The organism is Pseudomonas synxantha (genome assembly GCF_900105675.1).
Taxonomy (GTDB): domain Bacteria; phylum Pseudomonadota; class Gammaproteobacteria; order Pseudomonadales; family Pseudomonadaceae; genus Aquipseudomonas; species Aquipseudomonas synxantha.
Genome location: NZ_LT629786.1, coordinates 4,296,222 through 4,321,747, shown reverse-complemented (window position 1 = coordinate 4,321,747; position 25,526 = coordinate 4,296,222). Strand labels below are relative to the sequence as shown.

Sequence of the window (25,526 nt, the reverse complement as noted above, 5' to 3'; positions counted from 1 at the left end):
GCCAGGTGCGGAAAACGGCTCACTTAAACGCAAAATAAATTCAGGCACGTGCCTGCACGGTCACCCAGTAGCGGGTAAAGCGCCGCACTTTCACCGGCAGGCTGACTTCCAGCAGGTCGAGGATGCGTTCGCTGTCATCCAGCGGGTAGCTGCCGGACAGCAGCAGGTTCGCCACTTGCGGGTCGCAATGCAGCTGGCCGCGGCGATAACGCCCCAGTTCGCTGAGGAAATCTTCCAGGCGCATATGCGCGGCCACCAGCATACCGTCGGCCCAGGCGCCGCTGTTGGCGTCGGTCGGGCGCGGGGTGTCCCAGCCTTTGCGGGTGAAATTCATCTGGTGCGCGGCCGCTACGTTCAGTGGCAAGCCACTGTAGTTATTGGGCGTGACCTCGACCTGACCGGCCAGCACTGCGAGTTGGGTATGGTCGTTGAACTGGCGCACATTCAGGCGCGCCGCCTGGCTGCTGAGCAGGCCCTGGCCGGTCAGCACGCGCAACGGCGTATTGCCTGCATGGGCGGTCAGCAGAATTTCGCCTTCGAGCAGGCGGATCAGCCGTTGCTGCCCATCGATATGCACATCCACTGCGCTGCCCGTGTTGAGTTTCAACTGGCTGCCATCGGCCAGTTGCACGGTGCGACGCTGGCCCACCGGGCTGCGATAGTCGGCGCTCAGAGGTGGCAGGATATGTTGCTGGCGCAGGCTCCAAACTGCTGCCGAACCGGCGCCCAGGATCAGCAGCAACTTCAGCGCCTGGCGCCGGCTGCGCAGGGTGGGGGCATTCAACGCCGCGTGGGCCAGGGGCGAGGGCATGCCGCGCAGGCGTTGGTTGACCTGCTGGATCTGTTCCCAGGCGCGCTGGTGCTCGCTGTGGGCATTCAGCCATTGTTGCCAGGCTGCTTGCTGGCGTGGAGTGAGCGCGCCTTGCTGCATTTCCAGCAGCCAGTGCACGGCTTGTTCGGCGACTTGGCTGGAGACGTTCATAACGCGAAGTAACAGCGCATGGCCGCTTTGGTCAGGTGGCGCTTGACGGTGGCGATGGAGATGCCCAGTTCAGCACTGATCTGCGCGTAGGTCAGGCCATCGAGCTGCGCGAGCAGGAAGGCCCGCTTGACCAGCCTGGGCAAGCCATCGAGCAGTTGGTCAAGCTCCAGCAGGGTTTGCAGGATGATTGCGCGGTCTTCTTCCGACGGTGCGACGTACTCGGGCATTTGCGCCAAGGCATCGAGGTAGGCGCGCTCCAGGTCCTGGCGGCGATAGAAGTTGAACAATACGCGCTTGGCCACGGTGGTGAGGAAGGCACGGGGTTCGACCAGGGTCGGGGTGTCCCGTGCGCTGAGCACGCGGATGAAGGTGTCCTGCGCCAGATCGGCGGCGTTTTCCGGGCAGCCGAGCTTGCGTCGCAACCAGCCGGTGAGCCAGTGGTGATGGTCGTTGTACAGAACTTCGACGGTATTGGACGGCTGCAACGCGATCACTCCGTAAGCATCGCCATGCTTTAGAGAACAAGAATTGTTCGCATTGTAGGGGCGGCGACGAGGTTCGGCAATCCGCCACGGCAGGTGATTCATCCGTTCTCTTTTGCTTATGAGAATATTTATCATTAATATTGCGCGCTGATCACCTTGGCGCTGCCGCATGAAAAGCAAAACCTCATTGCCCGTTTCCTACCGCCTCGCCGTCACCTCGCGTGTGCTGGCGGCTGTTATCGGCGGCTACCTGATGGCGTCCCTGGCCGCCATCTGCCTGGCGTTGTGGATGCCCACATCGCGTGCCGACGCGGTGGTCACCGGCATGATGAGCTCGTTTGTGTTCTACCTGCTGGCGGTGCTGTGGTGCTTTGCCTGCCGCACTGCGTGGCGCGCCTGGGCGGGGGTGATGCTGCCAAGCGCGCTGTTTGCCACTCTGGCCGGCGTAGGTTTGTGGATGGTGCGCACATGAAAGAGGGTTTTCGCCAAGCCATGGCCTGGCTGCATACCTGGGCCGGGTTGATCTTCGGCTGGCTGCTGTTCGCGATTTTCCTGACCGGCACCCTGGCCTATTTCAAAGACGAAATAACCCACTGGATGCAACCCGAAGTGCAGGCCCATCCCCTGGATGACGGGCGCAGCCTTGCCGTGGCCCAAAGCTACTTGCAACAACAGGCGCCCACAGCCGCAAGCTGGTTCATTACTCTGCCGAACAGTCGCGACCCTGGCCTGTCGGTGATGTGGCAAGACAAGGTCGAGCCGGGCAAGCGCGGCACCTTCATCCAGAAAATCCTCGACCCGGTCAGCGGCCAACCGGTGCAGGCCCGCGACAGCAAGGGCGGCGAGTTCTTCTATCGTTTCCACTTCCAACTGCAAATGCCTTACCCGTGGGGCCGCTGGCTGTCGACCATCGCCGCCATGGTGATGTTTGTCGCGCTGATCACCGGCATCATCACCCACAAGAAAATCTTCAAGGACTTCTTTACCTTCCGCCCGCGCAAAGGCCAGCGTTCCTGGCTGGACGGGCACAACGCGGTGGGTGTGCTGGTGCTGCCGTTTCATCTGATGATCACCTACAGCAGCCTGGTGATTTTCATGAGCATGGTGATGCCGGCGCCCATCATGGCGTCCTATGGCGACGACAGCCGGGGGTTCTTCAAGGAGCTGTTTCCCAACACCGACAATGCGCCGGCCCTCGGCCAACCGGGCCAGTTGCTGCCGTTATTGCCGATGTACCAGCAGGCGCGGGAGCGGTGGGCGGGCGGCCATGTGGGACGGGTGGCGGTCAACAACCCTGGGGATGTGAACGCGTCAGTCAATGTGTTCCGCGCCGGCTCCGATAGCGTGGTGCATAATTTCGGCAATACCGTGTCGTTCAATGGCACCACCGGCGAGTTGTTGAGGGTCAGTGGCGAGCCGTCCCTGCCGGCGGTCGTCGGTGGCAGTTTCTACGGCCTGCACATGGGCCATTTTGCCGGTCCGGTGCTGCGCTGGCTGTACTTTATCTGCGGGTTGGCGGGCACGGCGATGATCGGCACAGGGCTGGTGATCTGGCTCGGCAAGCGTCAGCTCAAGCACGCCAAGAGCGCAGCGATGCCGTTTGAATTGCGCCTGGTAGAGGTGCTGAATATCGCCAGCATGTCTGGCTTGATGATCGCCATCGCCGCGTTTTTCTGGGCCAACCGCCTGTTGCCGGTAAGTTTCGCCGCGCGCTCTGACTGGGAGGTGCAAGCCTTCTTTGTCGCCTGGGGCCTGAGCTTGTTGCACGCGATGCTGCGTCGCGGTCGCCGAGGCTGGGTCGAACAACTGAGCATCGGCGCGCTGCTGTTTGTGGCGATCCCGCTGCTTAACGCAATGACCACCCAGCAGCATTTGGGCGTCTCGCTGATGAACGGCGACTGGGCCATGGCCGGCTTCGACCTGACCTGCCTGGCCAGCGGTATGTTCCTTGCCTGGGCGGCGTGGAAGATGCAACGCCGTACCGCGGCGCAACCCAAAGCCGAGCGTGCGCGTAGGTTGACGCTCAAGCAGGAGGCCGGCTGATGCTCCTCGCGCTGCTGATGTGCTACGCCGGGTTTACCGCGCTGTGCCTTTCCACCGACCGTCATCACGGCGAGCTGCTGCACAGCAAACCCACGTCGAAGCGGCGCTTGGGGCTGCGCCTGGGCGGCTGGTTATTATTGAGTGTCTCGATCTGGCCGGCGGTGCGTGCCTCAGGTTGGAGTCAGGGCCTGGTCGAGTGGTGTGCAGTGTTGATGCTCAGCGCCTTATTGCTGGTACTGCTGTTGCCATATCGGCCAAGGCTGGCGTTAATTCTGGCAGGCCTCAGCCTGCTGGCCAGCCCTGTCGCGGCGTTAGCCCTGTCCTGAGCCTGCCATGATGATCAGCCCACCGCCGGAACCCCAGGACCGCCCGCACCCCGATGCGGCCGGTGGACGTGCGCATTTCCTGCAGGTGTTTTTGTCCCAGCGTTCGCAGATGGAAGCGCTGGTCAGTCGCCGCGTCGGTTGCCGTGCCACAGCGGCCGACCTGGTGCAGGATTTGTTCCTGCGTTTTTGGCGTCGCCCCTTGATTCAGGTTGAAGAACTCAGCACCTACCTGCTGCGCTGCGCCAGCAATATCGCCATCGATCACCTGCGTAGCGAAGGTGCACGAGTACGCAGCAGCGAAGGCTGGTTGCCCGAGCAATCAGATCACCAAGTCTGCGAACCCCAGGCCGCACTGGAGGCAGGCCACGATCTGCGCCACGTGGAAACCGCCCTGCGCAATTTGCCCGAGCGTACCCGCCAGATTTTCCTGCTTAACCGTATCCACGGGCGCAAGTATGCGGAAATTGCCAGGGCCATGGGACTGTCCCAAAGTGCCGTGGAAAAACATATGATGCGCGCCCTCGAAGCCTGCAAGGCCAGCCTTCGTGAACCAGCGCAGCCACGCACGCCAGGGAAAGCACCGTGAACATCACGCCGACACCCGCCCAGGAACAGGCCGCCCTTGACTGGCTCGGCCTGCTGCATGACCAGCCCAGCAGCGGTGACCAGGCAACGTTCAGCCGCTGGCTGCGCGCCGATCCCGCGCATGCCGAGGCGTACGCCCAGGCTCAGGTACTGTGGGAGCTGAGCGAAGAGCCGGCGCGCAAGCTGGCCGATGAGGACGCGCTGGCCTTGCAGGCCTACCTCAATAAGATGAATTCCTCCAGGCGCTCCCGTGCACTGCGCTGGTCCGGCGCAATGGCCATGGCCGCCTGCCTGCTGGTGATGGTGTCGATGGGCGCCGGTTGGCAGCCGTCGCGCTGGGTCGATGAGTTGGGTGCTGACTACGTGACGGCGCCGGGGGAGGTGAAGACCTTCACCCTGACCGATCAATCCGTGGTCACCCTTGACGCCGACAGCGCCATTGCCGTGGATTTCAGCCATGGTCAACGGCATATCCAGCTGCGGCGTGGCGCGGGATTTTTCAGCGTGGCACACACCGGCCAGTCCTTTGTGGTGGAGGCGGGCGGTGGTCAAGCGCAGGTGCTGGGCACCCAGTTTGAGGTGCGCCTGCAACCGGCCGGAGCCGAGGTTACCGTACTGTCCGGCCGGGTGGGCGTCACACCATCGGAACAGGGCCAGCAGCAGGTTTTGACAGCAGGCCAGCAAGTGGCCTACGCCGATGGCGTTGCCGATGCCATGCACGCTGTCGACAGCGAATCCCGCCTGGCCTGGCGCGATGGTTGGCTCAACTACTACAAGGCGCCGCTGGCCGATGTGGTCCAGGACTTGAGTCGTTATTACCCTGGCCGATTGCTTCTGCTCAATGAAGAGATGGGCGCCAAACGCGTCAGCGGCAGTTTCCCGAGCAACGACCCGTTGGCGGTATTGAACGCCTTGCAAGCGGTGCTGGGCTTCGAACAACACAGGCTGTTGGGCCGAGTCATCGTGTTGCGCTAGGCCAACGCCGTTCACCGAACCTTCATCGCAATCGCCAAAACCTGTCACCAAACGGTTACACGTGCCGTGGATCATCCCTGGGTTCCTGAGCAAGTGGTCAGGAAGAGCACCTCTGCCCCATACAACACAACAATGTCAGTAAGGGATCTACACGTGAACTACAACTCTCTTTATGCCCTGCTTCTGGCATCGGGCCTGGGCGGCTTTGCACCGCTGGTTATGGCTGATGACACCCAGGACGTAGGTTCGGTGAACGTTGCCGGCAAGCAGACCCTGGGCAACGGCCACATGATTCGCGAAGAAAGTGCCAAGGCGCGCTCGACGGTGACCAAGGAGGCCATGGACGAAATGTCGGCCACCGCCAACGCCATCGACAAGCTCAAATACACGCCGGGCATCAACGTTTCCAGCGATGACGCCAGCGGCACCAGCGGCACCAACTTCACTATGCGCGGCATGAGTTCGGACCAGGTCGGGGTGTCGGTGGACGGCGTGCCGATCAACGATTCTGGCAACTACAGCGTGTATTCCAACCAGCTGGGCGACCCGGAAAACCTTGCCGAAGTGTTCGCCACTCAGGGCTCCTCCGAGGCCGACGGCCCGCACATCGGTTCCAGCGGCGGCAACATCGGCATGATCACGATGCGGCCAACCAAGGAGGCGGGGTTTTTTGCCAAGCAGACCTTGGGTACCAATAACCTACGCAAGACCTTCGTGCGGGCGAATACTGGCGATTTCGGTGGTCTCAAGACCTGGGTCTCGGCATCGCACCTGGAAGGTGACAAGTGGCGCGGCAAGGGCACCCTGCGCAGCGATAAAATCGAGTGGAGCAGCCTGTTCGAAGGTGACAACGGCAATTCCACGTTGGCCACGGTCAAGTACAACAAGCAGGAAAACTACAACTACAACAGCCTGAGCAAGTCGCAGTTCGACAATGAAGGACGGCGCAAGGACTACGCTGAAAGCCCGGTGTACAAGGCCGGTTTGTTGTCTGCGTCCTACAAGCTCAACCGCAACCCCTTTGAAAGCGTCAACGCCACGCTGACCCAGCGCTGGCAACTGCAAGACAACCTGTCGTTGACGGTCACGCCGTACTACTACTGGTCCAACGGTGGCAGCTTCAGCGGCCAGACTGCCTCCAACCTGGGGCCGAGATCCGACAAAGCCGGTAACTACGACCTCGGCAACCTGCAATCGGCCAACTACTATCGCCCTTCGTGGACCGAGACCTGGCGGCCCGGCGTCACGGCCAAAATGAAGTGGGATATCAACGACGAACACAGCCTGGATTACGGCTATTGGTACGAACGCGCACGCCAGCGCCAGACCCAGCCGTTTATCGGCATCAACGGCGAAGGCGCGCCGGATGATGTGTGGGGCGACTACAACAGCGGCGGCCAGGTGGTCGACAAGAACGGCGCGACGGTACAAGGTCGTCACTACTACACCGTCACCCCATCGCAGAAGCTCTGGGTACAGGACAGCTGGCAAGCCACGCCGGACCTGAGTTTTGTCGGCGGCGTGGCCTACCAATACGTCGAACGTGACGGCAACAACCTCGGCAGCCTGTACGACAAGCCGGAAAAACGTAACACCCGTTACCACCAATTCCTGCCCAGCTTCAGCGCCAAGTACCAGGTCGACGAGAGCAACCAGGCGTTCTACAACGTCACCCGCAACATGCGCACGCCGCCCAACTATGTGCTGTACAACAAAGGCGACTCCGTCAGCCTCAAGTCCGAGTTGAGCTGGAACCAGGAGCTGGGCTGGCGCTACACCGAAGACGACATGGCCTTGAGCGCGACCCTGTTCTACATCAGCTTCAAGGATCGCCAGGTGTCGACCACCGATGCCAGTGGCGACTACATGGTGCTCAACGTTGGCAGTGTCGCTAACAAAGGCCTGGAATTGGAATGGAGTGGTTTGTTGCCCCACAACTTCAACTACTACGCGTCCTACACCTACACCCAGTCCGAGCAGAAGGACGATCTGCTCAGCAAGAATGTGCTGTTGCCCACCTCTGGCAAGCAACTGGCCAACGTGCCGGAAAACATGTTCAACCTGGTGTTCGGCTATGACGACTCGCGGTTCTACGGCAACGTGGCGGGCAAGTATGTCGGCAGCTTCTATGGCGATTTGACCAACAAGGAGAAAATCGACGGCCGCACGGTGTTTGACCTCAATGCCGGTATCTATTTGCCGGTGGACAAGAAGGTCATCAAGTCGGCGACCCTGCGCTTGTCGATGCTCAACGTCTTCGACAAGGAATACCTCAGCTCGGCCCGCACCGTGGCGTTCAACTCGACACCGGTCAACGGCCTGGCGCCGAGCACGGCGTATTACAACGTGGGGGAGGAGCGCACAGCGATGGTGTCTCTAGAGGCCAACTTCTAAGACCACCACAAAACCAAATGTGGGAGGGGGCTTGCCCCCGATAGCGGTGAATCAGTCACCATTTTCATTGACTGACTCAATGCTATCGGGGGCAAGCCCCCTCCCACATTTGATCCACGGTGTTTCAGGAATTAGGTTATTTCAGGGCTGCCATGATCGCATCCGGGTTGTAGTCGCGGATCAATGTGCCATTGACGTCCACAAATGGAATCCCGCCGCCGCCCAGCGCCTCATAGGCCTTGCGCGCCTGAGCGTCTTTCTCGATATCCAGCGCCTGGTAAGGAATGCCTTTCTGGTCCAGAAAGCGCCGGATCTGTTTGCAGTATCCACACCAGTCAGTGGAATAAAGCACCACACGCGCCGAGCTGCGTACCTGCTCCGAAACCACCTGGGACGGGTTGAACAGCCGCTCGACCTTGCCCCAGTTCTGGATCACCACCACCACCAGCAATACCAGCAGGACTTTTTTGAAGACCCCGCCCAGCATCAATTACGACGCTTGAGCTGGTCGGTCAGTTGGGTCGGCAGGCCCTTGATGATCAAGGTGCCGGCAGCTTCGTCGTACTCGATTTTGTCGCCCAGCAGGTGTGCTTCAAAGCTGATGGACAAGCCCTCGGCGCGCCCGGTGAAACGGCGGAACTGGTTGAGGGTGCGTTTGTCCGCCGGGATTTCCGGCGACAGGCCGTAGTCCTTGTTGCGGATATGGTCGTAGAAGGCTTTTGGCCGATCTTCATCGATCAAGCCGGAGAGTTCTTCCAGGCCCATGGGCTCGCCGAGCTTGGCCTGGCTGCTGGCGTAGTCCACCAGGGTCTTGGTCTTTTCCCGGGCGGATTCGTCAGGCAGGTCTTCGCTTTCGACGAAGTCGCTGAACGCCTTGAGCAGGGTACGGGTTTCGCCCGGGCCGTCGACGCCTTCCTGGCAGCCGATAAAGTCGCGGAAGTACTCCGAGACCTTCTTGCCGTTCTTGCCTTTGATAAAGGAGATGTATTGCTTGGACTGCTTGTTGTTCTGCCACTCGGAGACGTTGATGCGTGCTGCCAGGTGCAACTGGCCCAGGTCCAGGTGACGCGAGGGGGTCACGTCCAGCTCGTCGGTCACCGCCACGCCTTCGCTGTGGTGCAGCAGGGCGATCGCCAGGTAGTCGGTCATGCCTTGCTGGTAGTGGGCAAATAGCACGTGGCCGCCGGTGGAGAGGTTGGATTCCTCCATCAGCTTCTGCAGGTGCTCCACGGCGGTGCGGCTGAAAGTGGTGAAATCCTGGCCACCATCAAAGTATTCCTTCAACCAGCCACTGAACGGGTGCGCGCCGGACTCGGCGTGGAAGAAACCCCAGGCCTTGCCTTGTTTGGCGTTGTAGCTCTCGTTGAGGTCGGCAAGCATGTTCTCGATGGCGGCCGACTCGGACAGCTCGGAGTCGCGGGCGTGGAGAACTGCGGGTGTGCCGTCGGGTTTTTTGTCGATCAGGTGGACGATGCAATGACGGATCGGCATAGGCTTCTCGGCTGGTTGAAGGGGGAGCGGTTAGCCTCCCCGAAAAGTCGCCCAGTGTACCGCACCCATTGGTCAAGACGTGCCCCGAAGGGCATTTTGCCCTTCTCCGACCGGCCATATGCCTTTTTTTCACGGTTTAGAGCGATAAAGCTGACCAAATGGGTATGTTGAGGCGGATATTTCCCCGTCTCTGTGCTAGTTTTGCCCGGTCTTACGCCAAGTCTCGGCGTTAAGCGTGCATTCAGCATTTGTCAGGTCGAACCAATCCCCGTTTCAAGCATCTATAACCCCGATCTCCGTGGTTATGGCCGGGGATGCCAGGCCATGACGGTCGGGCTCGACGGCTGACACTGCACTCTGCAATCCATATGAATTTGATAGGGAAGGAACACCACAATGGCTTTGACTAAAGACCAACTGATCGCTGATATCGCTGAAGCTATCGACGCGCCAAAAACCACCGCGCGTGCTGCTCTGGACCAACTGGGCCAGATCGTTGCTGATCAGCTGGAAAACGGCGGCGAAATCACTCTGCCAGGCATTGGCAAGCTGAAAGTGACCGAGCGTCCTGCCCGTACTGGCCGTAACCCTTCGACTGGCGCTGCCATCGAAATCGCTGCCAAGAAAGTTATCAAGCTGGTTGTGGCTAAAGGCCTGACCGACGCTGTTAACAAGTAAGACGCAGTAAAAAAAACCGTGCTTCGGAGTGATCCGGGCACGGTTTTTTGTTGCCTGCGGTTTTTCTAACTAACTGTAGGAGCGAGCTTGCTCGCGAAAGACGTTAACGATAACGCGCCCGTCCTGGTTGAACGCGGCGCCTTGGTGTTTTTTGGCGAGCAAGCTCGCTCCTACAGGTGGGCTAGCGGACCCAGCGCTGGCGCCAGATCTGCTGCTCATTCTTGGTCTGGAACGTCCACGCCACAAACCGGCTTTGCTTCTGCCCCTGGGACATTTCCACCACCTGGCTTTCCAGCACGCCGGCTTTTTTCAGCGCGGTCTGGATCGCGGGCAGGTTTGACGCTTTTGACACCAGGGTGCTGAACCACAACACCTTGTGGGCAAAATGCGCACTTTCGGCGATCAGCTGCGTCACAAAGCGCGCTTCGCCGCCTTCACACCACAGCTCGGCCGATTGGCCACCGAAGTTGAGAACCGGCAACTTGCGTTTCGGATCGGCCTTGCCCAGGGCACGCCACTTGCGCTCGCTGCCCTTGGTGGCTTCGTCCATGGACGCATGGAACGGCGGGTTGCACATGGTCAGGTCAAAGCGCTCGCCCGGCTCCAGCAGGCCCAGCAGGATCTGCTTGGGGTTGGGCTGTTGGCGCAGCTGGATGACCTTGCTCAGGTCGTTGGATTGCACAATGGCCCTGGCGGCGGCGACGGCTATAGGGTCGACTTCCGAGCCCAGGAAGTTCCAGCGGTACTCCATATAGCCAATCAGCGGGTAGACGCAGTTGGCTCCCATGCCGATATCCAGCACCTTGACGATGGAGCCGCGCGGGATCTTGCCGTCGTTGACGCTGGCCAGCAGGTCGGCGAGAAAATGCACATAGTCGGCACGCCCCGGCACCGGCGGGCACAGGTAATCGGCCGGGATGTCCCAATGCTCGATGCCATAGAACGACTTGAGCAAGGCCCGATTGAATACCCGCACCGCATCCGGGCTGGCAAAGTCGATGCTCTCCTTGCCATAGGGATTGATGATCACGAATTGCGCCAGCTCTGGCGTGGTCTTGATCAGCGCCGGGAAGTCGTAACGGCCTGTGTGGCGGTTGCGCGGGTGCAGGGTAGCCTCTTTGCGCGCAACCACGGGCTTGGCCGGGGTAGCGGATTTAGGCTTCTTGCGCGGAGGTTTAGGCGTAGTGGGGGCGGTCATGTTGATTCTGGTGTTGGCTCAAAGTGGCGGCCATTGTCACACATCCTGAGCTCAACCCGGTCAAATGTGGGAGGGGGCTTGCTCCCGATAGCGGTGTGACAGTCAAGAATATTGAGACTGATCCACCGCTATCGGGAGCAAGCCCCCTCCCACAGAGGCAAAAAAAGAGACCCGGAGGTCTCTTTTTTCACGCGAATCAAACCTTACAGGCTGGAGATCCGCGCATGTTGCTCGGCCAGCTTGCCCAAAGCCTGTTCAGCTTCGGCCAACTTGGCGCGTTCCTTGTCGATCACTTCTGCCGGTGCCTTGTCGACGAACGCCGCGTTGGACAGCTTGCCGCCCACGCGTTGCACTTCGCCTTGCAGGCGGGCGATTTCCTTGTCGAGACGGGCCAGTTCCGCGCCCTTGTCGATCAGGCCAGCCATCGGCACCAGCACTTCCATGTCGCCGACCAACGCGGTGGCGGACAGCGGCGCTTCGGCATCGGCAGCCAATACGGTGATCGACTCCAGCTTCGCCAACTTCTTGAGCAGCGCGTCGTTCTCGCTGAGGCGACGCTGATCTTCAGCGCTGGCGTTTTTGACGAACACCGCCAATGGCTTGCCCGGCCCGATGTTCATCTCGGCGCGGATGTTGCGCGTGCCGAGCATCAGGGTCTTGAGCCATTCGATATCGCTTTCGGCGGCCGCATCGATGCGTGCTTCATTGGCCACCGGCCAAGGTTGCAGCATGATGGTCTTGCCTTCGATACCGGCCAGCGGTGCCAGGCGCTGCCAGATTTCTTCGGTGATGAACGGCATGAACGGGTGCGCCAGGCGCAACGCCACTTCCAGCACGCGCACCAGGGTACGACGGGTGCCGCGCTGGCGTTCGACCGGTGCGTTTTCGTCCCACAGCACGGGTTTGGACAGTTCCAGGTACCAGTCGCAATACTGGTTCCAGATGAACTCGTACAGAGCCTGTGCGGCCAGGTCGAAACGGAACTGGTCGAGCTGGCGGGTCACTTCGGCTTCAGTGCGTTGCAGCTGCGAGATGATCCAGCGGTCGGCCAGGCTCAGCTCATAGGCTTCGTCGTTCTGGCCGCAGTCTTCGCCCTTGTCCAGCACGTAGCGTGCAGCGTTCCAGATCTTGTTGCAGAAGTTGCGATAGCCTTCGACGCGGCCCATGTCGAACTTGATGTCGCGACCGGTAGAGGCCAGCGAGCAGAAGGTAAAGCGCAGGGCGTCGGTGCCGTAGCTGGCGATGCCATCCGCGAACTCGTCGCGGGTCTGCTTCTCGATCTTTTTCGCCAGCTTCGGCTGCATCAGGCCCGAGGTGCGTTTCTGCACCAGGGTTTCCAGGTCGATCCCGTCAATAATGTCCAATGGGTCCAGGACGTTGCCCTTGGACTTGGACATCTTCTGGCCCTGGCCATCGCGTACCAGGCCGTGCACGTATACGGTCTTGAACGGTACCTGCGGGGTGCCGTCTTCGTTCTTCACCAAATGCATGGTGAGCATGATCATCCGGGCAACCCAGAAGAAAATGATATCGAAGCCGGTGACCAGCACGTCGGTGGAGTGGAATTTCTTCAGGAACTCGGTCTGCTGCGGCCAGCCCAGGGTGGAGAAGGTCCACAGGCCCGAGCTGAACCAGGTGTCCAGGACGTCGTTGTCCTGTTGCAAGGCAACGTCCGGCCCCAGGTTGTTCTTCGCACGTACTTCGGCTTCGTCGCGGCCAACGTAAACCTTGCCCGACTCGTCGTACCAGGCCGGGATGCGGTGACCCCACCACAGCTGGCGGCTGATGCACCAATCCTGGATGTCGCGCATCCACGAGAAGTACATGTTTTCGTATTGCTTGGGCACGAACTGGATACGGCCATCTTCCACGGCGGCAATCGCAGGCTCAGCCAGCGGCTTGGTGGACACGTACCACTGGTCGGTCAGCCACGGCTCGATCACGGTGCCGGAGCGGTCGCCCTTCGGCACTTTCAGGCCGTGGTCGTCAACGCTGACCAGCAACCCGGCAGCGTCGAACGCGGCAACGATCTGCTTGCGCGCTTCGAAGCGGTCGAGACCGGCGTATTCGGCCGGGATCTTGCCGTCGATGCTGTCGTTCAGCGTACCGTCCAGGTTGAACACCTGGCAGGCCGGCAACACGGCGGCATTCTTGTCGAAGATGTTAAGCAGTGGCAGGTTGTGACGCTTGCCGACTTCGTAGTCGTTGAAATCGTGGGCCGGGGTGATCTTCACACAGCCGGTGCCGAACTCAGGGTCGCAGTAATCATCCGCGATGATCGGGATGCGACGGCCAACCAGCGGTAGTTCGACGAACTTGCCGATCAGCGCCTGGTAGCGCTCGTCATTTGGGTTAACCGCGACGGCGGCGTCGCCCAGCATGGTTTCCGGACGCGTGGTGGCGACGATCAGGTAGTCGTTTCCTTCGGCGGTCTTGGCGCCGTCAGCCAGCGGGTATTTCAGGTTCCACAGGAAACCTTTCTCGTCGTGGTTTTCCACTTCGAGGTCGGAAATGGCCGTGTGCAACTTGGTGTCCCAGTTGACCAGGCGCTTGCCGCGGTAGATCAGGCCGTCTTCATGCAGGCGTACAAAGGCTTCCTTCACGGCTTCCGACAGGCCGTCGTCCATGGTGAAGCGCTCGCGGCTCCAGTCTACGGACGAACCCAGGCGACGGATCTGACGGCTGATATTGCCGCCGGACTGGTCTTTCCATTCCCAGATCTTTTCCAGGAATTTCTCGCGCCCCAGGTCGTGACGGCTCTGGCCGGTGGCTTCGAGTTGACGCTCCACCAGCATCTGGGTGGCGATACCCGCGTGGTCGGTGCCCGGTTGCCACAAGGTATTGCGGCCCTGCATGCGGCGGAAACGGATCAACGCATCCATGATCGCATTGTTGAAGCCATGGCCCATGTGCAGGCTGCCGGTGACGTTCGGTGGCGGAATCATGATGGTGTAGGAATCGCCGGCACCTTGTGGGGCGAAATAGTTTTCGGACTCCCAGGTGTTGTACCAGGAAGTTTCGATAGCGTGGGGCTGGTAGGTCTTATCCATGCGCGGCGGGACCCTAGTTGGCATTTATTCAGGAAAGCCGGCAAGTATAACGGGGCAGGACGAAGAGGGCGAGTTGAAGACGGACTTAAGGCTGATGCAAAACTAATGTGGGAGGGGGCTTGCTCCCGATTGCTGAGTGTCAACCACCGAATCATCGGCTGATACACCGCTATCGGGAGCAAGCCCCCTCCCACAGGAAATATCAGTGTGGTTCAGGACTGGTACTGGCTGAGCAACCGTTCCATGCGCGCATCCATCCGCCGCTTGATCTCGGTTTCGATATGCGGCGCAAAATCGTCGATCACGTCTTGCATGATCAATTGGGCGGCGGCGCGCAGTTCGTTGTCCAGGTGCAGCAGCAGGGCATCGGGGGCTTTTTCTACGGTGGGAGCGGGGTCTGCAGTCACAGGTTCCGGCGCGGCAGGCTTGCCGCTGACCATGTCGAACAGCAGCGGAATCTGTACCTCGCCATCGACCGTGTCGGTCAGCAGCGGCGGCTGCAGGTTGTCATCACCCAGCAACTGGCGGATAGACTCGAGGTCGTCCAGCAGGTGGTCGTCTTTTTTCAGCGGGTTGGGAGTGTCCATCGTTTGCTCAAAGTCGTTGTAGCCGGTGATCTTGCAGAGAATAGCCCTGTTCGCGATAGAAACGGAAACTCTCCCGCGCGGCCTGACGAATAGCCGGGTCTTCCACCACCACTTCCGCCACGCGGGCAAACGCCTTGGCAAAGGCCGGTACTTTCAGGTCGAGGTTGACCAGCAGGTCCTGGTGATTGCCGCAACTGTCGCCCAAACCCAGGACGACCAGGCTTTCAGGTTCGGATTCGGCGGGGCCATGGGGCACGAAGCTTTCGCCCTTGAAGCGCCAGAGTCGGGCGTCCAGTTCGTCACGTTGGGCGGCATCGCTGCAATGCAGATAGATGCGGTGGCCCATGCGCCAGGCTTTTTCGGTGAGTTTGCAGGCAAAGTCCAGGCGTGCAAGGGGATCGGCGCTGGGCAATATATAGAAGTCGACTTGGGTCATTGCAGTTCCTGGTGCTGGCCCGCCAGTCCTGGAGGAGCGAGCTTGCTCGCTCCTACAGAAGGGCCGGTGGCGCTTAGGCTTTGGCGCGATCCAGCAGGTACTGGGTCAGCAGCGGTACTGGACGACCAGTGGCGCCCTTGTCCTTGCCGCCGCTGGTCCAGGCCGTGCCAGCGATGTCCAGGTGCGCCCAGTTGAAGTTCTTGGCAAAACGCGACAGGAAGCAGGCCGCCGTGATGGTGCCGGCTTTCGGGCCACCAATGTTGGCGATGTCGGCGAACGGGCTGTCCAGCTGTTCCTGGTACTCATCGAACAGCGGCAGTTGCCAGGCACGGTCATCGGCGGCCTTGCCTGCGCTGAGCAGTTGCTCGATCAGTTCGTCGTTGTTGCCCAGCAGGCCCGAGGTGTGGGAGCCCAAGGCAACGATACAGGCGCCGGTCAGGGTAGCGATGTCGATCACGGCTTGTGGCTTGAAGCGTTCGGCATAGGTCAGGGCATCGCACAGCACCAGACGGCCTTCGGCGTCGGTGTTGAGGATTTCCACGGTCTGGCCGCTCATGGTCGTGACGATATCGCCTGGGCGGGCAGCGCCGCCGCTCGGCATGTTCTCGGCACACGCCAGGATGCACACCAGGTTGACCGGCAGCTTGAGTTCCAGCACCGCGCGCAGGGTGCCGAACACGCTGGCGGCGCCGCCCATGTCGTACTTCATCTCGTCCATGCCGGCGCCCGGCTTGAGGCTGATGCCGCCGGTGTCGAAAGTAATGCCTTTACCCACCAGGGCGTAGGGCTTCTCGGACTTCTTGGCGCCGTTATATTGCATCACGATCAGGCGTGGCGGCTGGTCGCTGCCCTGGCCCACGGCATAGAACGAGCCCATGCCCAGTTCCTTGATCTTCTTCTCGTCGAGCACTTCGATTTTCAGGCCCTTGAACTCCTTGCCCAGCGCCTTGGCCTGTTCGCCGAGGAAAGTCGGGTGGCAAATGTTCGGCGGCAGGTTGCCCAGGTCGCGGGTGAACGACATGCCCTTGGCAATCGCCTGGGCGTGGGTCACGGCACGCTCGACTTCAGCCTGGGCGGCCTTGATGGTCAACAGGGTGATCTTCTTCAGGGCGCGAGGTTCGGCCTTCTGGCTCTTGAACTGGTCGAAGGTATAGCCGCCGTCCACCAGGCTTTCGGCCAGCAGGCGGGTCTTGCCGTAGCTGTCACGGCCCTTGACGATGATTTCATCGAGTGCCAGTACCGCATCGGTGCCGCCCAGGCCCTTGAGGGTGCTGAGGATGCCGCTGACGATCTTGCGGAATGGACGGTCGCCCAATTCGGCGTCCTTGCCCACGCCCACCAGCAAAACGCGATCAGCCTTGAGGTTCGGCAGACTCTGCAACAGCAGGCTCTGGCCGACCTTGCCGGCCAGGTCGCCGCGCTTGAGCACCGCGCTGATCGCGCCGCCGCTCAGTTCGTCCAGTTGCTTGGCGGCGACGCCGAGTTTGCGGCCTTCGCCGACAGCGACCACGAGGGTGGCGGTTTTCAACGTTTCGGGGCTAACGCTTTTTACAACCAGTTCCATTTTCGGGTCCCTTATAAAGGTCGGTGAGCCTGGCGTTTGTACCCAGGCTTTAAAGCTTGGCGGCGTTGTAAGCCGCCCGCGACAAAGGCCGCAGTTTGAACCTCGCCGGCGGAGCCTGACAACCCTTGGCGCACGCTTTGTGCGTGCGCGTGAGGTTGCGCAGTGACAGGCGCGAACAATCACAGGATAATGCCCCATCTTTTTAGCCGGCCCGCGCAAACGGGCTGACTCGGTATGCTTGCTTGTTTGGCCGCCTTAGCCTGACAACCCTGGAGTGTCTGGTTTGATCGTCTTCCGTTATCTGTCCCGCGAAGTCCTGTTGACCCTGAGTGCCGTGAGTGCGGTGTTGCTGGTCATCATCATGAGTGGTCGTTTCGTCAAGTTCCTGGCCCAGGCCGCCGCTGGCGCCCTGGATCCAGGTTCACTGTTCCTGATCATGGGCTACCGGATGCCCGGCATGCTGCAGCTGATCCTGCCGCTCGGGCTGTTTCTCGGCATACTGCTGGCCTATGGCCGGCTGTACCTCGAGAGTGAAATGACCGTGCTGTCGGCCACCGGCATGAGCCAGCAGCGCCTGCTGGCCATGACCATGGTGCCGGCCGCCGGCGTTGCCCTGGTGGTAGCCTGGTTGAGCATGAGCCTGGCGCCCCAGGGCGCCATGCAGTTCCAGCTGCTGCTGAACAAACAGGATGCGATGACCGAATTCGACACCCTCGAGCCCGGCCGCTTCCAGGCGCTCAACGATGGCACGCGGGTGACCTATACCGAAACCATGACCGATGACCGTTCCAACCTCGGCGGTGTGTTCATCTCCCAGAAAAACCTCGGCCAGAACCAGAAGGACCGTGGCATTTCGATTCTGGTGGCCGACAGCGGGCGCCAGGAAGTGCGCCCCGACGGCAACCGCTACCTGATCCTGGAAAATGGCTATCGCTACGACGGCAGCCCCGGTCTGGCGGACTATCGGGCGATCAAGTACGACACCTACGGCGTCATGCTGCCCAAGCCCGAGATCAGCGACGAGGTCACCGACCGCGACGCGCTGCCGACCTCATCGCTGATCGGCAGCCAGGAGCTGCGCTCCATCGCCGAGCTGCAATGGCGCATCTCCCTGCCGCTGCTGGTGTTTATCGTGACCCTGATGGCCGTGCCGCTGTCGCGCGTCAACCCGCGCCAGGGGCGTTTCCTTAAGCTGCTGCCGGCGATCCTGCTGTACATGGCCTATCTGACTATCCTGATTTCCGCTCGTGGTTCCCTGGAGAAAGGCAAGGTGCCGCCGGTGCTGGGCCTGTGGTGGGTGCATGGGATTTTCCTGGTGATCGGCCTGGGGCTGCTCTACTGGGAACCTATCCGTTTGAAAATGAAGAGCCGTCGTGGCCTGAAGGAGTTGGCTCGTGGCTAAGCTTGATCGCTACATTGGTAGCAGCGTACTGATCGCCATCCTGGCGGTATTGGGCATCATCCTCGGCCTGGCTTTGCTGTTCGCCTTCATTGATGAAGTGGGCAACGTCACCGACACCTATACGGTCTCGGATGTACTGAGCTATGTGGCACTGACTGCGCCGCGTCGTCTCTACGACATGATGCCGATGGCAGCGCTGATCGGTTGCCTGATCGGCCTGGGTACCCTGGCCAGCAACAGCGAACTGACCATCATGCGCGCCGCCGGCGTTTCCATTGGCCGTATCGTCTGGGCGGTAATGAAGCCGATGCTGCTGCTGATGGCGTGCAGCGTGCTGATCGGCGAATACATCGCGCCCCCGGCGGAAGCCACCGCCCAGGCCAATCGCGCCCTGGCCCAAGGGTCTGGCGATGCGCAAAGCGCCAAGCACGGCCTGTGGCACCGCCAGGGTGATGAGTTCATCCATATCAACGCCGTGCAGCCAGGCGGCCTGTTGATCGGAGTGACCCGCTACACGTTCGATAAAGAACGGCACATGCTGTCCTCCAGCTTTGCCAAGCGTGCGCAGTACAGTGCCGAGCAGTGGCAACTGACTGATGTCACCACCACCTACTTCCGTAATGTGGGCCAGGGCACCAAATCCAGCACCGAAGTGATCAACGTGCCGACCGAGCAATGGGATATCGCCCTTAAGCCGGAATTGCTCAATACGGTAGTCATGGTTCCGGAAGCCCTGCCGATCTCCGGTTTGTGGAGCTATATCCATTACCTCAAGGACCAGGGCCTGAACAATGGCCGCTACTGGCTGGCGTTCTGGGTCAAGGTACTGCAGCCGGTGGTTACCGCCGCGCTGGTGTTGATGGCGATCTCCTTTATCTTCGGGCCGTTGCGCTCCGTAACCCTGGGCCAGCGCGTATTCACCGGCGTGCTGGTGGGCTTTACCTTCCGCATCGCCCAGGATTTGCTCGGGCCCTCGAGCCTGGTGTTCGGTTTCTCGCCGCTGTTTGCGGTGCTGGTGCCGACGGCCATCTGTACCGTGGCCGGGTTCTGGCTGCTGCGCCGGGCCGGTTGACGTCGCGCTTATGCACAAAAAATGCCCCGCTCCCATGAGTGGGGCATTTTTGTTCTGGTCACCAAAGATGACGCCTGGCCTGAGCATCAGGTACAATTCCCGGCTATTTTTCAGCGGGCAATCTGCCTGCAGCCTTTTTGAGTGTTGATCCGTGAGTGATTTGAGTCATATCCGCAATTTCTCCATCATCGCCCACATTGACCATGGCAAGTCGACGCTGGCCGATCGGTTTATCCAGATGTGCGGCGGCCTTGCCGAGCGTGAAATGGAAGCCCAGGTCCTGGACTCCATGGATCTTGAGCGCGAGCGCGGGATCACCATCAAGGCCCACAGCGTGACGCTGTACTACACCGCCAAAGACGGTATCAAGTACCAGCTGAATTTCATTGACACCCCAGGCCACGTCGACTTTACCTATGAAGTCAGCCGCTCCCTGGCAGCCTGCGAAGGCGCATTGCTGGTAGTGGACGCGGGCCAGGGCGTTGAAGCCCAGTCCGTGGCTAACTGCTACACCGCCATCGAGCAGGGCCTGGAGGTCATGCCGGTGCTGAACAAGATCGACCTGCCTCAAGCAGACCCTGATCGCGTCAAGGAAGAAATCGAGAAAATCATCGGCATTGACGCCACCGACGCCGTCGAGTGCAGCGCCAAGACCGGCCTGGGCGTCGACGAAGTGCTCGAGCGCCTGGTCAAGACCATTCCTGCGCCAACCGGCAACTACGAAGATCCGCTGCAAGCGTTGATTATCGATTCCTGGTTCGACAACTACCTGGGGGTTGTCTCCCTGGTACGCGTGCGCCATGGCCGTGTAAAGAAGGGCGACAAGATCCTGGTCAAGTCCACCGGCAAGATCCACCTGGTGGACAGCGTCGGTGTATTCAACCCCAAGCACACCGCCACCACTGATCTGAAAGCCGGTGAAGTAGGCTTCATCATCGCGGGTATCAAGGACATCCACGGTGCGCCGGTAGGTGACACCCTGACTTTGAGCTCTACCCCCGACGTCGCCATGCTGCCGGGCTTCAAGCGTATCCAGCCGCAGGTCTACGCCGGCCTGTTCCCGGTCAGCTCCGACGACTTCGAAGACTTCCGTGAAGCCTTGCAGAAGCTGACGCTCAACGACTCGTCGCTGCAGTACACCCCGGAAAGCTCCGATGCCCTGGGCTTCGGCTTCCGCTGCGGGTTCCTGGGCATGCTGCATATGGAGATCATCCAGGAGCGCCTGGAGCGCGAATACGACCTGGACCTGATCACCACGGCACCGACCGTTATTTTTGAGCTGGCGCTGAAAACCGGTGAAACGATTTACGTCGATAACCCGTCCAAGCTTCCAGACCTGTCTTCCATCGAAGACATGCGCGAACCGATCGTGCGCGCCAATATCCTTGTGCCACAGGAACACCTGGGCAACGTGATTACCTTGTGTATCGAAAAGCGTGGCGTACAGCACGACATGCTGTTCCTCGGTACCCAGGTGCAAGTGACCTACGACTTGCCGATGAACGAAGTGGTCCTGGACTTCTTCGACCGACTCAAATCCACCAGTCGCGGCTATGCTTCGCTGGATTACCATTTCGACCGTTACCAATCGGCTAATCTGGTGAAACTGGATGTGTTGATCAACGGCGACAAGGTCGATGCCCTGGCACTGATCGTGCACAAGGACAACGCGCACTACAAAGGTCGCCAGTTGACCGAGAAGATGAAAGAACTGATTCCGCGCCAGATGTTCGACGTCGCGATCCAGGCCGCCATTGGCGGGCAGATCATTGCGCGGACCTCCGTCAAGGCTCTCAGAAAGAACGTACTGGCCAAATGCTACGGCGGTGACGTAAGCCGTAAGCGCAAGCTGCTTGAGAAGCAAAAGGCCGGTAAAAAACGCATGAAGCAAGTGGGCAACGTGGAAATTCCACAAGAAGCCTTCCTTGCGGTGCTCAGGTTGGATAGTTAGGTCCTATGTCACTAAATTTCCCGCTGTTGCTGGTCATCGCCGTTGCCGTCTGTGGTTTCCTGGCGTTGCTCGATCTGGTGTTCTTCGCCCCGCGTCGGCGGGCAGCCATCGCTTCCTATCAGGGCAGCGTCAGCCAGCCCGATGCGGTGGTGGTCGAGAAGCTCAACAAAGAGCCCTTGCTGGTTGAATACGGCAAATCGTTCTTCCCGGTGTTGTTCATCGTGCTGGTGCTGCGCTCGTTTCTGGTAGAGCCGTTCCAGATCCCTTCGGGGTCGATGAAACCGACCCTGGACGTGGGCGACTTCATCCTGGTGAACAAGTTTTCCTACGGAATTCGCCTGCCGGTGATCGACAAGAAAGTCATCCCGGTCGGTGACCCGCAGCGCGGCGATGTGATGGTGTTCCGCTACCCAAGCGACCCGAACGTCAACTACATCAAGCGTGTCGTCGGCCTGCCGGGCGATGTGGTGCGCTACACCAGCGACAAGCGCCTGTTGATCAACGGTGAGCCGGTGGCCGAGAAGCTGCTGGGCGCCGAGCCCAACACCCTGGGCAGCGCCGAGCTGTACCAGGAAAAACTCGGTGCGGTGGAACACGAAATCCGCAAGGAAATGAGCCGCTACCGTGCGATGCCTGATGGTGAGTGGAAAGTGCCTGCCGGGCACTATTTCATGATGGGCGACAATCGCGACAACTCCAACGACAGCCGTTACTGGGATGACCCCAGTATTCCCAAGGACCTGCTGGGCATGGTGCCCGACGAGAATATCGTCGGCAAAGCCTTCGCGGTCTGGATGAGTTGGCCGGAACCCAAGCTCAGCCACCTGCCGAACTTCTCGCGGGTCGGGCTGATCAAGTAATACAGGCGGCGCTGTGAACACAGCGCCGAATGCTTTTCTGGGGCTTGGACAATTAACCGTCCGGCCTCATGCAGCACCAATCAGGATGTGAATTTGAACATTGCGTCAATCCTCGATGGCCGCCGGTGCCACCAACTAGATATGGATAAACCGTGACCGTTTCTCTAAGCCGTCTCGAGCGCCAGCTCGGCTATACCTTCAAGGACCAGGAATTGATGGTCCTTGCCCTCACACACCGCAGCTTTGCAGGGCGCAATAACGAGCGCCTGGAATTCCTCGGTGATGCCATCCTCAATTTCGCCGCTGGTGAGGCGCTGTTCGAGCGTTTTCCGCAAGCGCGCGAAGGCCAGCTTTCGCGCCTGCGGGCTCGCCTTGTGAAAGGCGAGACCCTGGCCGTGCTGGCCCGAGGTTTCGGCCTGGGCGAGTACCTGCGGCTAGGGTCCGGTGAGTTGAAAAGCGGCGGTTTCCGTCGCGAGTCGATTCTGGCCGATGCCCTGGAAGCATTGATCGGTGCGATCTACCTCGATGCAGGAATGGAGACGGCCAAGGAGCGCGTGGTTGCCTGGCTGGCTTCGGAAATCGAAAGCCTGACACTGGTCGACACCAACAAAGATCCCAAGACCCGCCTGCAGGAATACCTGCAGTCCCGCGGTTGCGAACTGCCACGCTACGAAGTGGTGGATATCCAGGGTGAGCCTCATTGCCGCGTGTTCTTCGTGGAATGTGAAATCACCTTATTGAACGAAAAAAGCCGAGGTCAGGGTGTGAGCCGTCGTATTGCCGAACAGGTAGCGGCCGCTGCAGCACTGATTGCCCTGGGCGTGGAGAATGGCCATGACTGATTCAACCGCAACACGCTGTGGCTATGTTGCCATCGTCGGCCGCCCGAACGTGGGCAAGTCCACGCTGCTCAACCACATCCTCGGCCAGAAGCTCGCGATCACCTCGCGAAAGCCCCAGACCACCCGCCACAACATGCTGGGCATCAAGACCGAAGGCAACGTGCAAGCGGTCTACGTCGATACCCCGGGCATGCACAAAGGCGGCGAGAAAGCCCTGAACCGCTACATGAACAAGACCGCTTCGGCGGCGTTGAAAGACGTCGACGTGGTGATCTTCGTGGTCGACCGCACCAAGTGGACCGACGAAGACCAGATGGTCCTCGAGCGCGTGCAGTACGTCACCGGCCCGTTGATCGTCGCGTTGAACAAGACCGATCGCATCGAAGACAAAGCCGAACTGATGCCGCACCTGAGCTGGCTGCAGGAACAACTGCCGAACGCCCAGATCATGCCGATCTCGGCCCAGCACGGCCACAACCTCGAAGCCCTGGAGCGTGTGATCGCCGGTTACCTGCCGGAGAACGAGCACTTCTTCCCGGAAGACCAGATCACCGACCGCAGCAGCCGCTTCCTCGCCGCCGAACTGGTGCGCGAGAAAATCATGCGCCAGATGGGCGCCGAGCTGCCGTACCAGATCACCGTGGAAATCGAAGAGTTCAAGCAGCAGGGCAAGACTCTGCATATCCATGCGCTGATCCTTGTTGAACGTGACGGACAGAAGAAAATCATCATTGGCGACAAGGGCGAGCGCATCAAGCGCATCGGCACCGAAGCGCGCAAGGATATGGAATTGCTGTTCGACTCCAAGATCATGCTTAACCTGTGGGTGAAGGTGAAGGGCGGCTGGTCCGATGACGAGCGTGCATTGCGCTCCCTGGGCTATGGCGACCTGTAAGGTCTCGAATGCACCACAGGGGTGAAAAATGTGGGAGGGGGCTTGCTCCCGATAGCGGTGGGTCAGTTAACCATTAAGTGACTGACACACTGCAATCGGGGGCAAGCCCCCTCCCACATTGGGTTTGTGTCGTTTTCAAAAATGCATGCCAGCAGTGAGCACCCATGTCCCAGTCCCCACCTCCCAGCCAACTCGCCTACGTCCTGCATAGCCGCGCCTATCGCGAGACCAGCGCGCTGGTGGATTTCCTCACGCCCCAAGGCCGCCTGCGTGCAGTGTTGCGCAGTGCGCGAGGCAAGGCGGGGACGTTGGCGCGGCCCTTCGTGGCCCTGGATGTGGAGTTTCGCGGCAAGGGCGAGCTGAAGAACGTCGGCCGCCTGGAAAGCGTCGGCACCAGCGCCTGGCTAAATGGGGATGCACTGTTCAGTGGCCTTTACCTCAATGAACTGCTGATCCGCCTGTTGCCCGCCGAAGACCCGCACCCGGCGGTCTTCGATCACTATGCCGCCACGTTGCTGGCCCTGGCCGAAGGCCGGCCCCTGGAGCCGTTGCTGCGCGCCTTCGAATGGCGCTTGCTCGACGACCTTGGCTACGGCTTCGAACTGAGTAACGACCTGCACGGCGATCCCATCGCCGCCGATGGGATGTACCGCCTGCAAGTGGACGCCGGCTTGGAGCGTGTGTACCTGCTGCAACCGGGCCTGTTCCAGGGCTCCGAGCTGCTGGCCATGAGTGACGCGGATTGGACTGCGCCGGGTGCCTTGTCCGCCGCCAAGCGTTTGATGCGCCAGGCCCTGGCTGTGCATCTGGGCGGGCGGCCGCTGGTCAGTCGCGAGTTGTTTCGAAAGCCCTGACATCCCCGTGTATGCTGTGCACCGATTCTTTCCCTTTTCAGGAGCGCTTCCGTGACCACCAGCAATCGCATTCTTCTTGGCGTCAACATCGATCACGTCGCCACCCTGCGCCAGGCCCGGGGCACCCGTTACCCTGACCCGGTCAAGGCCGCGCTGGACGCCGAAGAAGCGGGGGCCGACGGCATTACCGTGCACTTGCGCGAAGATCGCCGCCACATCCAGGAGCGTGATGTGCTGCTGCTCAAGGACGTGCTGCAAACGCGCATGAACTTCGAAATGGGTGTTACCGAAGAAATGATGGCGTTTGCCGAACGCATCCGCCCGGCGCATATCTGCCTGGTGCCGGAAACCCGCCAGGAACTGACCACCGAGGGCGGCCTCGATGTCGCTGGCCAGGAAGCGCGGATCAAGGCCGCCGTGGAGCGGCTGTCGAAGATCGGCAGCGAAGTGTCCTTGTTTATCGACGCCGACGAACGCCAGATCCAAGCCTCGCGCCGTGTCGGTGCCCCGGCCATCGAACTGCACACCGGCCGTTACGCCGATGCCACCACCCCGACCGAAGTGGCTGATGAGCTGCAACGCATCATCGACGGCGTGAACTGCGGGCTCAACGAAGGCCTGATCGTCAATGCCGGCCATGGTCTGCACTATCACAACGTAGAAGCGGTGGCCGCGATCAAGGGCATCAACGAGCTGAACATTGGTCATGCGCTGGTGGCGCATGCGTTGTTCGTTGGTTTCAAAGGTGCGGTTGCCGAGATGAAGGCCCTGATCCTGGCGGCTGCCAAGCACTAAAAAACAATGAAGATCCAAGGTGGGAGGGGGCTTGCCCCCGATAGCGAAGTATCAGCCACTA

General features: G+C 60.5%; 24 protein-coding genes. 15 read left to right on the top strand and 9 right to left on the bottom strand.

What is annotated here, in order from left to right; translation table 11 throughout:
• Positions 1-40: 40 nt before the first annotated feature.
• Together BLU48_RS20065 and BLU48_RS20060 are read right to left on the bottom strand one after the other, a co-directional pair.
• Complete coding sequence (locus tag BLU48_RS20065) at positions 41-982, bottom strand: FecR domain-containing protein (protein ID WP_057021467.1); 942 nt, start codon at positions 980-982, stop codon at positions 41-43.
• The gene (locus tag BLU48_RS20060; protein WP_057021781.1) at positions 979-1,467 is read right to left on the bottom strand and encodes a sigma-70 family RNA polymerase sigma factor; all 489 of its coding nucleotides are present in this window, start codon (positions 1,465-1,467) and stop codon (positions 979-981) included. The genes BLU48_RS20065 and BLU48_RS20060 overlap by 4 nt, the downstream gene beginning before the upstream one ends.
• A gap of 169 nt (positions 1,468-1,636) precedes the next feature.
• Here BLU48_RS20060 and BLU48_RS20055 point away from each other — a divergent pair, with 169 nt between their 5' ends.
• The 6 genes from BLU48_RS20055 (at position 1,637) to BLU48_RS20030 (ending at position 7,790) form a co-directional block, all read left to right on the top strand.
• On the top strand, positions 1,637-1,939 hold the full coding sequence (locus BLU48_RS20055; protein WP_043048646.1) for a DUF3649 domain-containing protein: 303 nt from the start codon (positions 1,637-1,639) through the stop codon (positions 1,937-1,939).
• A complete protein-coding gene (locus BLU48_RS20050; protein ID WP_057021466.1) occupies positions 1,936-3,510 on the top strand; it encodes a PepSY-associated TM helix domain-containing protein in 1,575 nt (524 codons plus the stop codon). Before BLU48_RS20055 ends, BLU48_RS20050 begins: the two co-directional genes overlap by 4 nt.
• Positions 3,510-3,836 carry a DUF3325 domain-containing protein gene (locus tag BLU48_RS20045; protein WP_057021465.1) on the top strand — a complete coding sequence of 109 codons (327 nt, stop codon included), beginning with the start codon at positions 3,510-3,512 and terminating at the stop codon, positions 3,834-3,836. The genes BLU48_RS20050 and BLU48_RS20045 overlap by 1 nt, the downstream gene beginning before the upstream one ends.
• A 7-nt stretch (positions 3,837-3,843) precedes the next feature.
• Positions 3,844-4,422 (top strand): RNA polymerase sigma factor, encoded by a 579-nt coding sequence (locus BLU48_RS20040; RefSeq protein WP_057021464.1) that lies wholly within the window; start codon positions 3,844-3,846, stop codon positions 4,420-4,422.
• A complete protein-coding gene (locus BLU48_RS20035) occupies positions 4,419-5,396 on the top strand; it encodes a FecR family protein (RefSeq protein ID WP_057021463.1) in 978 nt (325 codons plus the stop codon). The genes BLU48_RS20040 and BLU48_RS20035 overlap by 4 nt, the downstream gene beginning before the upstream one ends.
• Positions 5,397-5,549: 153 nt before the next feature.
• The gene (locus BLU48_RS20030) at positions 5,550-7,790 is read left to right on the top strand and encodes a TonB-dependent receptor family protein (protein ID WP_138233646.1); all 2,241 of its coding nucleotides are present in this window, start codon (positions 5,550-5,552) and stop codon (positions 7,788-7,790) included.
• 136 nt (positions 7,791-7,926) lie between these two features.
• Here the strand turns inward: BLU48_RS20030 and BLU48_RS20025 are convergent, their stop codons facing one another.
• Both BLU48_RS20025 and yejK read right to left on the bottom strand, forming a co-directional pair.
• A complete protein-coding gene (locus tag BLU48_RS20025; protein ID WP_043048652.1) occupies positions 7,927-8,277 on the bottom strand; it encodes a glutaredoxin family protein in 351 nt (116 codons plus the stop codon).
• Entirely contained in the window at positions 8,277-9,281 is a 1,005-nt protein-coding gene (gene yejK / locus BLU48_RS20020; protein ID WP_003171997.1) for a nucleoid-associated protein YejK, read from the bottom strand. The genes BLU48_RS20025 and yejK overlap by 1 nt, the downstream gene beginning before the upstream one ends.
• 396 nt (positions 9,282-9,677) lie before the next feature.
• Between yejK and BLU48_RS20015 the strand changes: the two genes are divergently transcribed.
• On the top strand, positions 9,678-9,959 hold the full coding sequence (locus BLU48_RS20015; protein ID WP_005785131.1) for an HU family DNA-binding protein: 282 nt from the start codon (positions 9,678-9,680) through the stop codon (positions 9,957-9,959).
• Positions 9,960-10,140: 181 nt separating this feature from the next.
• Here BLU48_RS20015 and rlmF read toward each other — a convergent pair whose 3' ends face one another.
• The 5 genes from rlmF to BLU48_RS19990 form a co-directional block, all read right to left on the bottom strand.
• The gene (rlmF, locus tag BLU48_RS20010) at positions 10,141-11,157 is read right to left on the bottom strand and encodes a 23S rRNA (adenine(1618)-N(6))-methyltransferase RlmF (protein ID WP_057021461.1); all 1,017 of its coding nucleotides are present in this window, start codon (positions 11,155-11,157) and stop codon (positions 10,141-10,143) included.
• Positions 11,158-11,360: 203 nt separating this feature from the next.
• On the bottom strand, positions 11,361-14,207 hold the full coding sequence (locus tag BLU48_RS20005) for a valine--tRNA ligase (protein ID WP_057021460.1): 2,847 nt from the start codon (positions 14,205-14,207) through the stop codon (positions 11,361-11,363).
• Positions 14,208-14,419: 212 nt separating this feature from the next.
• Positions 14,420-14,794 carry a hypothetical protein gene (locus BLU48_RS20000; protein ID WP_057021459.1) on the bottom strand — a complete coding sequence of 125 codons (375 nt, stop codon included), beginning with the start codon at positions 14,792-14,794 and terminating at the stop codon, positions 14,420-14,422.
• A gap of 7 nt (positions 14,795-14,801) precedes the next feature.
• A complete protein-coding gene (locus tag BLU48_RS19995; RefSeq protein WP_057021458.1) occupies positions 14,802-15,230 on the bottom strand; it encodes a DNA polymerase III subunit chi in 429 nt (142 codons plus the stop codon).
• A 73-nt stretch (positions 15,231-15,303) separates the two neighbouring features.
• Positions 15,304-16,794, bottom strand: a complete 1,491-nt coding sequence (locus BLU48_RS19990; protein ID WP_057021457.1) for a leucyl aminopeptidase — start codon at positions 16,792-16,794, stop codon at positions 15,304-15,306.
• 283 nt (positions 16,795-17,077) lie between these two features.
• Between BLU48_RS19990 and lptF the strand changes: the two genes are divergently transcribed.
• From lptF to pdxJ, 8 genes are all read left to right on the top strand, one after another.
• A complete protein-coding gene (gene lptF, locus BLU48_RS19985; protein ID WP_057021456.1) occupies positions 17,078-18,196 on the top strand; it encodes an LPS export ABC transporter permease LptF in 1,119 nt (372 codons plus the stop codon).
• On the top strand, positions 18,189-19,268 hold the full coding sequence (gene lptG / locus BLU48_RS19980) for an LPS export ABC transporter permease LptG (RefSeq protein ID WP_057021455.1): 1,080 nt from the start codon (positions 18,189-18,191) through the stop codon (positions 19,266-19,268). Before lptF ends, lptG begins: the two co-directional genes overlap by 8 nt.
• A 151-nt stretch (positions 19,269-19,419) precedes the next feature.
• Complete coding sequence (gene lepA, locus BLU48_RS19975; protein ID WP_043048666.1) at positions 19,420-21,219, top strand: translation elongation factor 4; 1,800 nt, start codon at positions 19,420-19,422, stop codon at positions 21,217-21,219.
• Positions 21,220-21,224: 5 nt separating this feature from the next.
• Positions 21,225-22,079 carry a signal peptidase I gene (gene lepB, locus BLU48_RS19970; RefSeq protein WP_057021454.1) on the top strand — a complete coding sequence of 285 codons (855 nt, stop codon included), beginning with the start codon at positions 21,225-21,227 and terminating at the stop codon, positions 22,077-22,079.
• A 152-nt stretch (positions 22,080-22,231) separates the two neighbouring features.
• On the top strand, positions 22,232-22,921 hold the full coding sequence (gene rnc, locus BLU48_RS19965) for a ribonuclease III (protein WP_003188856.1): 690 nt from the start codon (positions 22,232-22,234) through the stop codon (positions 22,919-22,921).
• A complete protein-coding gene (gene era, locus BLU48_RS19960; RefSeq protein WP_029297473.1) occupies positions 22,914-23,816 on the top strand; it encodes a GTPase Era in 903 nt (300 codons plus the stop codon). Before rnc ends, era begins: the two co-directional genes overlap by 8 nt.
• A gap of 164 nt (positions 23,817-23,980) precedes the next feature.
• Complete coding sequence (gene recO, locus BLU48_RS19955; protein ID WP_057021453.1) at positions 23,981-24,670, top strand: DNA repair protein RecO; 690 nt, start codon at positions 23,981-23,983, stop codon at positions 24,668-24,670.
• A 51-nt stretch (positions 24,671-24,721) separates the two neighbouring features.
• Positions 24,722-25,465, top strand: a complete 744-nt coding sequence (pdxJ, locus tag BLU48_RS19950; RefSeq protein ID WP_057021452.1) for a pyridoxine 5'-phosphate synthase — start codon at positions 24,722-24,724, stop codon at positions 25,463-25,465.
• The last annotated feature ends 61 nt before the right edge of the window (positions 25,466-25,526 follow it).